The sequence below is a fragment of the Variovorax sp. W1I1 genome (genome assembly GCF_030815625.1).
Taxonomy (GTDB): domain Bacteria; phylum Pseudomonadota; class Gammaproteobacteria; order Burkholderiales; family Burkholderiaceae_C; genus Variovorax; species Variovorax paradoxus_C.
Genome location: NZ_JAUSWZ010000001.1, coordinates 1,683,356 through 1,696,767 on the forward strand (window position 1 = coordinate 1,683,356; position 13,412 = coordinate 1,696,767).

Genomic DNA, 13,412 nt, shown 5'->3' on the forward strand with positions numbered 1-13,412 from the left:
TGCGAAGCCGCCTTGTCGCCGCGCTTGCGGGAGGGCAAGACGGGCGCCGATCCTCAAGCCGCCGGCGCAGCCCCGCCGTCGCCATCGCGATCGCCGGCCTGCATCGTCACCTTGTTCTGGATGACGGCCAGCAGCTCTTCCGGATCGAAAGGCTTGATGAAATGCGCGTCGAAGCCCGCGGCCTTCGCGCGCTCCTTGTCGGCCTCCTGCCCCCAGCCCGTGGCGGCGAGCAGAAACGCCTGCTGCCCCCACGGCGTGCGGCGCACCGCCTGCGCCACTTCGTAGCCGGTGAGCTTGGGCATGCCGATGTCCAGGATCAGCACCGACGGCTGCACCGCATGCGCCACGGCCAGCGCCTGCGCGCCGTCGGTGGCGACATGCACGCGGTGGCCTTCCATGCGCAGCAGCTCGGCCAGCAGCGTGACCGCGCTCACGTTGTCGTCGGCCACCACGATGCTGAGCGAAGCGGTGGCCGCGCCGGTGGGCAGGGCATTGCCGGCCGCGGGAACGTCCGCGGCGTTCCCCATGGGCAGCCGCACCACGAAACGGCTGCCTTTTCCGAGGCCTTCGCTCTCGGCCACGATGGTTCCGCCGTGCGCCGTCACGATCGCCCGCGCCAGCGCGAGGCCGATGCCCAGGCCGCCCTCGGGCCGGTGCAGCACCGTGTCTTCCTGCGAGAACATCTCGAAGATGCGTTCGAGCGAGCCGGGCTTCAGGCCCATGCCGTTGTCGCTCACCACGAACTCGCAAGCCTCGCTGCCGGCGGCCGACGCGGTGGTGCCGATGAGCCCGCCCACCGGCGTGTACTTCGCGGCATTCGTCAGCAGGTTGGCGATGACCTGCGCGAGCCGCACCGGGTCGGCCTCGAGCGCGAGGTGCTCCTCGACCTGCACCGTCGTCTTGTGCTTGCGGCTGCGCAGGAGCGGCCCGGCGTTCTGCAGCGCGAGCTCGACCGCCGCGCGCGCCTGCACGCGCTCCTTCTTCATGTTCAGGCGGCCGCTCTTGATGCGGCTGGTGTCCAGCAGGTCGTCCAGCAGCCGCGACATCTGGTGCACCTGGGAACGGATCAGCTCGGCGGTGCGGTGGGTGGATGCGTCGGGCGCGCGCTTGAGCAATTGCGCCGCCAGGCCGATGGGCGCGAGCGGGTTGCGCAGCTCGTGCGCCAGCACCGCGAGAAATTCGTCCTTGCGGTGGTCGGCCTCCTGCAGTTCGAGCGCCTGCACGCGAAGCTCGTGCTCCATGCGCTTGCGCTCCGACGATTCCTGCAGCACGCCGAGGATGCCCACCACGCGCCCCGCGTCGTCGGTCTGCGGCGTGCCCCACACCGCCAGCCAGCGCTGCGGCGCCGTGCCGGCCAGCCGGTATTCCTCGCGATAGGTTTCGCCGCTCTGCAGGCTCGCCTCGACGGCCCGCACCGTGCGTTCGCGGTCGTCCTCGTGGATCAGCAGGGCCAGCTCGCGCCAGGTGATCGGCGCCGGCGAAATGCCGAAGAGCTCCGCCGCGCGCGGCGAGAGCGTCACCAGGTCGGTGGCCGAGCTCCAGCTCCAGTCGCCCATCTGCGCGGCGGCCAGGGCGATGCCCAGGCGCTCGTTGGTGAGCTGCAGCGCGTGCTGCGTGCGGGTGCGCAGCAGGCTCTCCCAGCAGCGGCTGCCCACCATCTGCACCAGTTCGATGTCGCTCTCGTGCCACTGTCGGGGCGTGCGCTGGTGCACCGCCATCGCCGCGACGAAGCGCCCGTCCTTGTGCAGCGGAATGCAGATGACGGCCTGGATCGCGGTGAGCCGGTAGGCGTCCAGGTCCATGCCGGCCGCGCGCGGATCGGTGTCGATGTCGTGCACCACGTAGGGCTCGTTGGCGCGCATGAGGCGAAGGCAATCGGCGCCGAACTGCGAGAAGCTGTAGCGGCCCACGATGGAATCCACGCCCTGGCTGTAGTCGCCGGTCAGGGTGAAGTGGTCCTCGTCGGTATCGACCTCGGCGTAGGCGCAGCGGTTCACGCCCATGTGCGCTCCGAGGAGGCGCGCGGTGAGCTGCATCACTTCGGCCGGGTCGCTCAGCGGCTGCGTGGCCTTCGCGAGGCTGTCCAGGAATTCGATCTGGAGGCCTTGACTGGGGCGTGCCGTGGCGGCGCCCCTTTCGGCAGACTGGCGTGGCGGGACTGCATCAAGGGTCACGGAATGGCCTCGGAAGCTCTTGAAAAGGAAAGCGCCGGGGACAGGCATTCCCATCGACGAGTCGAGACTGTCGCTGCCACGGACATCGCGTCCATGTAAGCGAACTCCGCTCGCCGGAGACGGCAAAACGCGTGTGACACCGTGCGATGGCGTGCGCGTCAGACCGGCACGGACCCGCCCCGATGCCGGCGCATCTCCGCCCGTCCGGATTCGGGCTTGGGCTTCAGGCCACGGCCGCAAGCCGGGCACCGCGCGCGCGGCGGCGCTCCACCGGGTCGATGTCCAGCGTCTGCCGGTACTTGGTGATGGTGCGGCGGGCGATGTGAAAGCCCTGCTGCGCGAGCTGCCGGGCGAGCGCGGCGTCGCTCAGCGGCGCGGTCGGCGGCTCGATCGCGATGAGCTCGCGGATCAGTTGCTGCACCGCCACCGGCGCGCTCGCGCCGCCGGCCGTGTGCTGCAGGCCGCGCGAGAAGAAGTACTGCAGCTCGAACACGCCCGCCGGCGTGGCGATGTACTTGTTGTTCACCGTGCGCGAGACGGTCGAGGCATGCACGCCCACCTCGTCGGCGATTTCCTTCAGGCCCAGCGGCTTCATCGCGAGCGGCCCGTGCTCCAGGAACATCTGCTGGCGCGCCACGATGGCGCGCGCCACATCCAGGATGGTCGAGGTGCGCTGCGCCACGGTGCCCACCATCCAGCGCGCCTGTTCGAGGTAGGCCTTGAGCGCGCCGGTGTGGGCGCCGCGCCGCGTGTCGAGCAGTTGCGCGCAGGCGGTGTTCAGCCGCACGCGCGGCACCGCGTGCGGGTTGAGCGTGGTGCGCCACGCGCCGCGCACCTTCTTCACGGTGACGTCGGCGACGACGAGGCGCGCGCCGGTCTCGCCATGGCCCCAGCCCGGGCGCGGGTTGAGCCGCCGGATGCCGGCGACCGCGCATTGCACCTCGGCGAGCGGGGCATCGGCCGCGCGCGCGATGCCGGCAAAGTCCTGTGCGGCGAGCAGATCGATGTGCCGCTCCAGGATGCGCTGCGCGAGCGTGCGCACCGGCACCGGCCCGATCGCATCGAGCTGCAGGCAGAGGCATTCGGGCACGCTGCGGGCACCCACGCCGGCCGGGTCGAGCGCCTGCACGCGGCGCAGCGCGGTGCGCATTTCGTCTTCGGTGTCGTCGGGGTTTTCGCCGAGGGCCAGCGCGATGTCGCCGAGCGGCATGCGCAGGTAGCCGTCGTCGTCCAGCGCCTCGACCACCGCATGGGCCAGCGCCGCATCGCGCTCGTCCAGGCGCAGCACGCCGAGCTGCGCATGCAGGTGCGCCGACAGCGACTCCGGCAGCGCCAGGCGCTGCATTGCATCCAGGCTCTCGTCGTGCGAGAGGTGGCGCGAGCCCGCGGGCGGCGCCGCGGTGATGCGGTCGAACGCGGCCTCGGCCTCGAAGCTCGCTTCAGACCGCACCGGCTCCACCAGCGCTTCGGGCGTGGCGCCCACCGAGGGTTCGTCGACTTCGAGAAAAGGGTTCAGCTCCGCCGCATCGCGCAGGGCCTCTGCATATTCCTGCGAAGAAAGCCGGAGCAGCCGCACGGCATGCTGCAGCCGGGGCGAGAAGATCGTGGCCTGCGCCTGGCGCGGCTGCATGGCAATGGATGAATTCATGGCCGTGGCCGCGCGCAATGGTCGTGCCAGAAAAAGACCCGGAAAGCGCGCGAAAAACGAAGTTGAAAGTGTGCAATTCGATGGGCGAGACACCGCACCCAGAACGCCTTGCAGCAATTTTTGCAACGCCGTCCGACTGACAGGGCCGCTTCGTTGGCCCACACTGGCGGTATGAAAAACCTTCGAAACGGCATGCGAAGGCCCGCGGGACGATGGACCGCAGGCGTGTTGGCCGGTGCGTTTGCGAGCATCGTCGGCGTGGCGCTCGGTTCGGGCCTGCGGCGGCAAGGCGGAGCGCACGGGCGCGTCTCCGTGGAGCAGCAACTGGCCGCGCTGCGCGAGCACACGGCGCGTCAGGCGCAGGCGGCGCGGCAACTGGACCACGACCTGCGCGCACCGGTGGGCGCGATGGCGGTGGCGCTCGAACTCATGAGCACCACCGACGATCCCTCGCTGAGGCAAGAGGCGATGCAGGTGCTCGAGCGGCAGATCGCGCGTATGAATACGCTGACACATCGAGTGCACGAATTCTCACGCGGCTTCAACGGTTGAACCGTCGGCTGCGTGCGCCGGGCTGGAGAACTATCGGCTGAGGGTTGGGAGCATCGCAAAGAGAGCGCGCAAAAAACTCGCAAGAAACACGCGCCTGTTTTTTGAATCTGGAGTTGGTTTGGCGCACGCATTGATCGTTGAGGACGACGAAGATTCGGCCCGCATGATGGCCGCGCTCGTCGCGCGGGAAGGCCATTCGGTGATGTGCGCGAATTCGCTTGCCGCCGCGCGCCGCCTGATGGCGATGCAGCGGCCCGGCCTGCTGCTGCTCGACCTGCACCTGCCCGACGGCGACGGCTTCGCGTTGCTCGACGAGAAGAACGAGGCCCTGAGCGACACCGTGCTGGTGCTCATGACCGGCCAGGCCAGCCTGGAGACATCGATCCGCGCCATGCGCCTGGGCGCGGCCGACTACCTCGTGAAGCCCATCAACCCGCAGCACCTCAAGGGCCTGCTCTCGCGCCTGATCGCGCCCTCGCAATTGCGTGCCGAGTTCGACGAGGTCGAGGAGCTCTGGCGCGAGACCGGGCGCTTCGGCCCGCTGATCGGCCGCTCGCAGGAAATGCAGCGCGTGTACCGGCAGATCTCGCGCGTGGCGCGCACCGCGGTCACCGTGTTCATCCACGGCGAGAGCGGCACCGGCAAGGAACTGGTGGCGCGCGCGGTGCACGACATGAGCCGCCGGCGCGAGCAGCCCTTCCTGGCGGTGAACTGCGGCGCGCTGTCGCCCAGCCTGATCGAGAGCGAAATCTTCGGCCACGAGCGCGGCAGCTTCACCGGCGCCGAACGCCAGCACCAGGGGTTTTTCGAACGCGCGCACGGCGGCACGCTGTTCCTGGACGAAGTGACCGAGATGCCGCTGGAGCTGCAGGTAAAGCTGCTGCGGGTGCTGGAGACCGGCACCTTCATGCGCGTGGGCTCCACGCAGGTGCAGCAGACCGATGTGCGCGTGATCGCGGCAACCAACCGCGATGCGGCCGCGGCGGTGGCGAGCGGCCGCATGCGCGAAGACCTGCTCTACCGGCTCAATGTGTTCCCCATCGCCTTGCCGCCGCTGCGCGAACGCGGCGACGACATCGGGCTCATCGCGAGCGACTTCCTTCAGGACATGGCGCGCCAGGAAGGCGGCGGCGCCAAGCACCTGAGCCAGGGCGCGCATGCGCGCCTCGCGGCCTGGCGCTGGCCGGGCAATGTGCGCGAGCTGCGCAACGTGCTGCAGCGCGCCTGGGTGATGGCGAGCGGATCGGAGATCGACGAGGAATGGCTGCCCGCGGCCTCCGCGCAGGGGATGGCCGACGTGCCCGTGCGTACGCCGCAGACGGCTTACGACGACGCGGTCTTCGCCATGCCGCCGGCGGCCACGCCGGAACTCGGGCGCAACGGCGCGCCGGTACCGCCCGCACCGGACGGTCAGCAGCTCGTCATCGAGATCGGGACGCAGCTTGCCGACGCGGAGCGGCGGCTCATCCTCGCCACCTACGAGCGTTGCGGAGGCCACAAGGAGCGCACCGCCGCGCTGCTGGGCATCAGCATGAAGACCCTCTACAACCGGCTCAAGGAATACCGGCAGTAGCCGCCGGAGCCACAGATACCGCGCCGAACCCGAACCCGAACCGAATCCGCAAACGGGACCCGCCAACCACGCAAGGATTGCATTGAACGATTCCACGCCCGACAGGGCCGAAGAGGAAGCTGCCACGCAGTTGGACGACGCGGTGCCGTCGTTCGGCTACGGCCTCCTGCCCCTGGTGGGCCTGGCCGGCGCCGCGGGGAGCGTCGAGGCGCTGTGCGCGTTCCTGCAGGGCACCGCGTCCGATTCGGGCATGGCCTTCGTCGCCGTGCTGAACCTGTCCGACCGCGGGCCGAAGGCATTTGCCGATCTCGTCCAGACGCTGCGCGCGGCGACGGCGCTGCCCGTGGTGCCGGTCGACCAGCGGGTGCGCCTCGCACCCGACACCCTCCACGTGCTGCCCCCCGGCAGGCCGCCGCACATGCGCGGCAATTTCATCGAACCGGCCGAGCTGCCGGCGGGCGGCGGGCGCCACCTGCCGGCGGACCTTTTCTTTCGCACGCTCGCGGATTCGCACGGCCCGCATGCGACGGCGGTGGTGCTCTCGGGGCCGGACGGCGACGGCACCATCGGCATCAAGCGCGTCAAGGAGCGCGGGGGCCTGACCATCGTGCAGGACCCGCGCGAGTCGGCCGAGGGCGGCATGGCACAGACGGCCCTCGCGACCGGCATGGTCGACTGGGTGCTGCCGGCGCGCGAGATGGGCACGCGCATCGCCGCGTACTACCGCCTCGAATCGCAGCTGCGCCTGCCGCCCGAACAGCCGCCGGCGCAAGACGCCGCGATGCTGGAGGATGCCCAGTCGGACCCCGGCGAAGCGGCCCTGCGCGAGGTGCTGGCCTTCGTGCGCGACCGCACCGGCCGCGATTTCGACGACTACAAGCGCGCCACGGTGCTGCGGCGCATCGGCCGGCGCATGCAGGTCAACGGCGTGGGCAACCTGCAGGCCTACCTCGACTGCCTGCGCACGCGGCCCGGCGAGGCCGGCGCGCTGGTGCACGACATGCTCATCAGCGTGACCAACTTCTTTCGCGACAGCGACAGCTTCGCGGCCCTCGAAGCGCGTGTGCCGGAACTCTTTCGCCACAAGGGCCCGGACGACACGCTGCGCGTCTGGGTGGTGGCCTGCGCCACCGGCGAGGAGGCGTATTCGGTCGCGATGCTGCTGAGCGAATACGCGCGAACGCTGGAGAACCCACCGGCCATCCAGGTTTTCGCGACCGACCTGGACGAGGACGCGGTGCGCGCCGCGCGCGACGGCATCTACCCGCTCGCGGCCGAGGCCGACCTGGGCGAAGAGCGCATCCGGCAGTTCTTTGTGCGCGAGCCGCGCGGCCTGCGGGTGCGGCGCGAACTGCGCGAGATGGTGCTGTTTGCGGTGCACGACGTGCTGCGCGATGCGCCGTTCGCGCGCATCGACCTGGCGACCTGCCGCAACCTGCTCATCTACCTGAACCGCGATGCGCAGGCGCGCGTGCTGGAGACGCTGCACTTCGCGATGCACCCGGGCGCGCCGCTGTTCCTCGGCGTCTCGGAGGCGGCGGACGGCGACGGCCGCCTGTTCGCCGTGGCCGACAAGCCGCACCGCATCTACCTGCGCTGCCAGTCGCGCGCGGGCGCAGCGGTGCCGCCCCGGCCCGTCGGCCCGCCGAGAGCGGCCGCGGCGCGGCACTCGCAGGCGGTGATCCCCCTGGCGGCGATTGCGCCGCCCGTCGCACCGCAGGCCATGCTGCCGACCCTGCGCGGCGGGCAAACCATGACCTGGGCCGAAATGCACCTGCAGCTGGTCGACCTGCTGGCGCCGCCCTCGATCCTGGTGGACGCCGGGCACGAGATGCTGCACATCTCGCCCGCGGCCACGGCGTTCCTGTACTTCGGCGGCGGTGAGCCTTCGCGCAACGTGATGCAGGCCATCGTGCCCGACCTGAAGGCCGAACTGCAGACGGCGCTCCATCACGCGCACGAGCGGCACGAGCCTGTGGAGGTGGCACCGGTGCGGGCGCGCATCGCCGGCGGCGAGGTGGAGGTGACCGTCAGCGTGCGGCCGGTGGAGGCCTTCGGCGGCGGCTTCCTGGTGCTGCTGCGCCGCCAGGACTTGCGCCAGGACGTGCGCCAGGACGCGCACAAGGAGGCGGGCGAGGGGAGCTCCGGCGAGACCGCCCCTGCGGCCGGCGACGCCTTCGCCGTCCTGCCGCGTGTGAAGCCCGAGCCCATCGCCAGCCACCTGGAGCGCGAGGTCGGACGCCTGAAGGCGCGCCTGCGCCAGACGGTGGAGCAGTACGAGGTCTCGACCGAGGAACTCAAGGCGAGCAACGAAGAGCTGCACGCGATGAACGAGGAGCTGCATGCGGCCGCCGAGGAGCTGGACACCAGCCGCGAGGAGCTGCAGTCGATCAACGAAGAGCTGACCACGGTCAACCAGGAGCTGAAGAACAAGGTCGACGACCTGGGCCATGCCAACAGCGATATCGTGAATCTGATGGACGCGACGGCCATCGCCACCGTGTTCCTGGACCGGAACCTGCGCGTGATGCGCTTCACGCCGAGCGCGGCGGCCATCTTCAAGCTGATCGCGAGCGACACGGGGCGGCCGCTCTCGGACCTGGTCACCGGGCTGGACTACCCCGAGCTTTCGGGCGACGCGCGCGGTGTGCTGCGCTCGCTGCAGCCTTCGGAGCGCGAGGTCGGCGACGCGCGGGGCAACTGGTATCTGGCGCGCGCGCGGCCCTACCGCACCATCGAGGACGTGATCGCCGGCGTGGTGCTGACCTTCGTGGACATCACCGAGCGCAAGGCCGCGCAGGAGTCGCTCAGGCAATCGCAGGAGCGCTTCAGCGCCATCGTGAACCAGGCCTCGGTGGGCGTGGCGCAGATGCGGCTGGACGGCGAGATCACCTTCGCCAACACCTGCTACCGCGCGCTCACCGGCTACGGGGACGACGAGCTGCTGGGCCGGCGCATGCTCGATTTCGTGCACCCGGCGGACCTGCCGGCCACGCAGTCGCTCTTCGAGCGGCTCGCCGCGCAGGGCAAGCCGTTCCAGGCCGAGAACCGCATCGTGCGCAAGAACGGCGAAGTCATGTGGCTGCACAAGAGCGTGACGGTGCTCACCGACGGCAGCGGCCGGCCCGACTCGGCGCTGATCGTCTGCACCGACGTGAGCGAGCGCAAGTTGGCCGAGGAAGCGCTGCGCGAGAGCCAGGAGCGCATGCGGCTGATGCTGGAGAACGCGATCGAGTACGCCATCTTCTCGGTCGACATGGAGCGCCGCGTGACGAGCTGGAACGCCGGCGCCGAGCGGCTGCTGGGCTACAGCGAGCAGGAGATCCTCGGCCACTCGGCCGACCTGATCTTCACCGAGGAAGACCGCGCCGCCGGCGCGCCGGTCGAGGAGGCCCGCACAGCGCTCGCCGAAGGCCGCGCGGCGGACGACCGGCTGCACCAGCGCAAGGACGGCTCGCGCTTCTGGGCCAGCGGCGCGCTTATGCCGATGCACGACGGCGAGGGCAGGTCGATCGGGCTGGTGAAGGTGCTGCGCGACCAGAGCAAGCAGCGCGCCGCGCAGCAGGAGCTGGAGCAAAGCCGCAGCGAGCTGCTCTCCGCTCTGCGCGCCAACGAGGCCGCGCGCCGCGCGCTGGAAACGGCCGACGCGGCGAAAGACCGCTTTCTGGCGGTGCTCTCGCACGAGCTGCGCAATCCGCTCGCCTCGATCAGCGGCGCAGCCGAGCTGCTCGCGCCCGAATCGCTCGCCACGCAGGACCAGGCGCGTGCCGCCCGCGTGATCCGCCGCCAGGCCTCGGTCATGAAGGTCATGCTGGGCGAACTGCTCGATGTGTCGAGCCTGCGGCAGGGCCGGCTTGCGCTCAGCCGCGAGCGCATCAGCGCGCAGGCCATTGCGGATGCGGCGCTGGAGACGGTGCGGCCGCTCATCGAGCACGGGCGCCACACGCTCGATCTGGACATCGCCGAGGATGAGATCGCGCTGGACGCCGACCCGATCCGGCTCAGCCAGGTGCTGTCGAACCTGCTGTCGAACGCCGCCAAGTACACGCCCGCGCCGGGGCGCATCGCGCTGTCGGTGCGGGCCGAGGTGCGCGACGCGGTGTTCGAGGTGACCGACGACGGCATCGGCATGGAGCCCGAGTCGATCGAGACGATGTTCGAGATGTTCGTGCAGAGCGAGCATGCGCACGCGCGCGCCAACGGCGGCTTGGGCATCGGGCTCGCACTGGTGCGCAACATCGTGGAGCTGCACGGCGGCACCGTCACCGGCCACAGCGAAGGGCTGGGCCGGGGGTGCCGCTTCACGGTGCGGATTCCCACCGCGCGGCCGGCTGCGGCCATGTCGCCGCTCGCACCCGCGGCCGGCGGCGAGGCGCCGGTGCGGCTGCAGCGGCTGCTGCTCGCCGACGACAACGTCGATGCGCTCTGGGGCCTGGAGCAGATGCTCTCCAGGGCGGGCTTCGCCGTCGAGACGGTGAACAACGGCATCGATGCATTGCGCGTGGCACAGGCGCTGCGCCCCGACGCGGCGGTGCTCGACATCGGCATGCCCGGCATGGACGGCCACGAGGTGGCGCGCCGCATCCGCGCCGAACCCTGGGGCCGCGAGCTGGTGCTGATCGCCGCCACCGGCTGGGGCCAGCCGGCCGACCGGGCCGCGGCGCTGGCGGCGGGGTTCGACGAGCACGTCGCCAAGCCGGTGACGGCCTCCGACCTGCAGCGGCTGCTGCGCGCGCACGAGGCGGGCCGCCAGGCACGCCGTTTGCCCGATGCATGAATGCCGCATCCCTACCGGCACCGACCGCGCGCGGGGCCATCCACCCACTTCGCGTTCACGGCCATGACAACGAACAACGAAAAACCTCTGCCCCCAACCCGCACTCCGGCGCGCGCCATCTTCATCGGTGCCTCGTCGGGCGGCGTGTACGCGATGCTCGAACTCGCAGCGGCGCTGCCCGCGAACTTTCCGGTGCCGGTGTTCCTCGTGCAGCACATCGGCGCGCACCGCAGCCAGCTCGCGCAGCTCCTGAGCGCGCGCGGGCCCAACCCCGCCGTGGCGGCGAACGACGGCGATGCGCCGGCCGCCGGCACCATCCACGTCGCGCCGCCCGACCACCACATGCTGCTCGAAGGCGGTGTGATCCGCGTGACCCGCGGCCCGAAGGAACACCATGCACGCCCCGCCATCGACCCCCTGTTTCGTTCGGCCGCGCTGGAGATGGGCGCGGGCGCCATCGGCGTGGTGCTCACCGGCATGCTTGAAGACGGCAGCGCGGGCCTGCGCGCCATCAAGGACTGCGGCGGCACGGTCGTCGTGCAGGATCCGGCCGACGCCTTCGAGCCGGGCATGCCGCGCGCCGCCCTGTCGGTGGTGCGCGCCGACCACGTGGTGCCGCTGTCGCAGATGGCGGACCTGCTCCTTGCGCTGGCCCGCGAAGAACCCGTTGCGCCGGCCGACCGCAACCTCGCACCGTCGCCCGCGCTGCGCCGCGAGCATGCCTTGGGCGAGGGAAGGCACACCATGGAGAAACTGAAAGAGATCGCGACGCCCTCGACCTTCAGCTGCCCCGACTGCGGCGGCGTGCTGTTCGAACTCGACGACAAGCGGCCGGTGCGCTACCGCTGCCACACCGGCCACGCCTTCGGCCTCCGCAGCCTGGCCGCGACCCAGGAGCAGGTGACCGATGCCGCGCTGTGGACAGGCCTGCGCGTGCTGCAGGAAAAAGAAGCGATCCTCCGGCGCCTGGCCGAAGTGCAGCGCGAGAGCGACGCCGCGGCAGCCGCGGATTGCGAGCGCGAAGCCGACGAAATCGCGCAGGTCGCCAACGCGATGCGCAAGCTCACGGTGAAGACGCCCAGCCCCGCGAGCTTCGAGGCGTAGCCGCGAAGGCGGGGCGCGTTGCTCTGCGCGTTGATCTACGCGTTCTGAAGAAAGCGCTCCATGCGGGCCGCCTCCGCCACGCGGGCGGGCTCTGCATCGAGCAACTCGAGCGGCGTTCGGTCGTCCAGCGCGCAGTGCGGCCGAACGAACCACTGCACGCGCTCCCAGTCGTCGGTCCACCCCGCCAGTTCGGCCGCGATGCGCGCGACCGCGCCGCGCTGGGACATGTCCGCCTTCTCGAACTGGAACACCGGAAACCACAGCGCCTCCTGCCAGGTGAAGAACAGCAGGCCGCGGCAGGCGATCTGGCGCGAAAGCCACACGCAGCCGCCCGGATGCCGGTCGGCCACGCGCGGCACGATCTCGCTGTCGCGCGCCAGCCCGCCGGCGGTGCGGTAGCCGGCGAGCAGTTCGGTGAAGCGCCGGTCCAGAGGCTCGATCTCGTTCACTTGCGCGGCTTGCCCTTGGCGGGGTCCAGGCCTTCGGGCTGGGGGCCCAGGCCGGCGGCATCGGCAAGCAGCGCCTGCTCGCCCATGCCGAGTTCGGCGCCGGTCGTCGGATCGATGTCGCGGCGCGACTGGGTGCGTGCCGCCATCTGCTGCACGACGGGCGCCTCGGCATCGGAGAGCGTGACGCTGGCCAGGCCGTCGCCTTCGTCCACCGGCGCGTCGCCCTCTGCAAGCGTGCGGAAGTCCCAGCGCTCGCCCTGGTTCCACGGGCCGCGCAGGTCGGGGTCGCCCTTGGACATGTCGAAGTACACGTTGGTGAAGCGCGGATCGCCCGGCAGCTTGCCCGGCGGGAAGTTCGGCTCGATGGCGTAGAGCGCCTTCTCGAACGACTTCTGGTGCGCGATCTCGCGCGTCATGAGGAAGGTCAGCGCGTCCTTCACGCCGGGGTCGTCGGTGAGGTTGATGAGGCGCTCGTAGACGATCTTGGCGCGCGCCTCGGCCGCGATGTTCGAGCGCAGGTCTGCGGTGGGCTCGCCGATGGTGTCGATGTAGGCGGCCGTCCACGGCACACCGGCCGAGTTGACCAGCGGCGGCCCGCCGCCGTAGAGCACCTGCGTGATGTGGCTGTCGTTGCCCGCGCCGGTGATGGTGCGGTACATCTCGCCTTCTTCCTCGACGCCTTCGGCCAGCCGGCCCTTGGCGCCCTTGTTCAGCATGCCGACGATGGTGCCGATGATCTCCAGGTGGCTCAGCTCCTCGGTGGAGATGTCGAACAGCATGTCCTTGCGGCCCGCATCGTCCTCGCCGAGCGCCTGGGTGAAGTAGCGGCAGGCCGCGGCGAGTTCGCCCTGCGGGCCGCCGAACTGCTCGAGCATGAGGTTGGCGAGGCCGGGGTTGCACTCGCTCACGCGCACGGTGTATTGAAGTCGCTTGTTGTGAGAAAACATGAAATAGCTCCTGGGTCTTGAGTGGGTTGGTGAATGAAAAAGGGAATGCGTCGGGGGCGACGGGCGCCGCGCGGTGCGTTGCGTGCGCATCGCGGCCACCCGGCGGATGTCGCGGCAAGCGGCATGCCGGGCGGCGCATGCAGGGGCCTCATGCGCGGCGACTCCCCGCAGGATCAGTCCTCGTCCGA

At 70.6% G+C, this 13,412-nt stretch carries 8 protein-coding genes; 4 read left to right on the top strand and 4 right to left on the bottom strand.

The genetic code is table 11. The features are described 5' to 3' along the window. Positions 1 to 53: 53 nt before the first annotated feature. The gene (locus QFZ83_RS07920) at positions 54 to 2,174 is read right to left on the bottom strand and encodes an ATP-binding protein (protein WP_307504682.1); all 2,121 of its coding nucleotides are present in this window, start codon (positions 2,172 to 2,174) and stop codon (positions 54 to 56) included. 223 nt (positions 2,175 to 2,397) lie between these two features. After that, positions 2,398 to 3,822: an RNA polymerase factor sigma-54 gene (rpoN, locus tag QFZ83_RS07925; protein ID WP_307504684.1), complete on the bottom strand. Its 1,425-nt coding sequence runs from the start codon at positions 3,820 to 3,822 to the stop codon at positions 2,398 to 2,400. Positions 3,823 to 3,993: 171 nt separating this feature from the next. On the opposite strand from rpoN, the gene QFZ83_RS07930 reads away from it, so the two are divergent. The 4 genes from QFZ83_RS07930 to QFZ83_RS07945 all read left to right on the top strand — a co-directional run bounded on the left by QFZ83_RS07930 (position 3,994) and on the right by QFZ83_RS07945 (position 11,828). Next, a complete protein-coding gene (locus QFZ83_RS07930) occupies positions 3,994 to 4,374 on the top strand; it encodes a histidine kinase dimerization/phospho-acceptor domain-containing protein (RefSeq protein ID WP_307504687.1) in 381 nt (126 codons plus the stop codon). 118 nt (positions 4,375 to 4,492) lie between these two features. Further along, positions 4,493 to 5,947 (top strand): sigma-54 dependent transcriptional regulator, encoded by a 1,455-nt coding sequence (locus tag QFZ83_RS07935; protein WP_307504689.1) that lies wholly within the window; start codon positions 4,493 to 4,495, stop codon positions 5,945 to 5,947. 82 nt (positions 5,948 to 6,029) lie between these two features. Then, positions 6,030 to 10,724 carry a PAS domain S-box protein gene (locus QFZ83_RS07940; RefSeq protein ID WP_307504692.1) on the top strand — a complete coding sequence of 1,565 codons (4,695 nt, stop codon included), beginning with the start codon at positions 6,030 to 6,032 and terminating at the stop codon, positions 10,722 to 10,724. Between the two features lie 63 nt (positions 10,725 to 10,787). Then, on the top strand, positions 10,788 to 11,828 hold the full coding sequence (locus tag QFZ83_RS07945; protein ID WP_307504694.1) for a chemotaxis protein CheB: 1,041 nt from the start codon (positions 10,788 to 10,790) through the stop codon (positions 11,826 to 11,828). 35 nt (positions 11,829 to 11,863) lie between these two features. Here the strand turns inward: QFZ83_RS07945 and QFZ83_RS07950 are convergent, their stop codons facing one another. Further along, positions 11,864 to 12,277: an antitoxin Xre/MbcA/ParS toxin-binding domain-containing protein gene (locus QFZ83_RS07950; protein ID WP_307504697.1), complete on the bottom strand. Its 414-nt coding sequence runs from the start codon at positions 12,275 to 12,277 to the stop codon at positions 11,864 to 11,866. Then, positions 12,274 to 13,224, bottom strand: coding sequence for a manganese catalase family protein (locus tag QFZ83_RS07955; protein ID WP_013541486.1), 951 nt, complete (start codon positions 13,222 to 13,224; stop codon positions 12,274 to 12,276). Before QFZ83_RS07955 ends, QFZ83_RS07950 begins: the two co-directional genes overlap by 4 nt. Positions 13,225 to 13,412 lie beyond the last annotated feature (188 nt).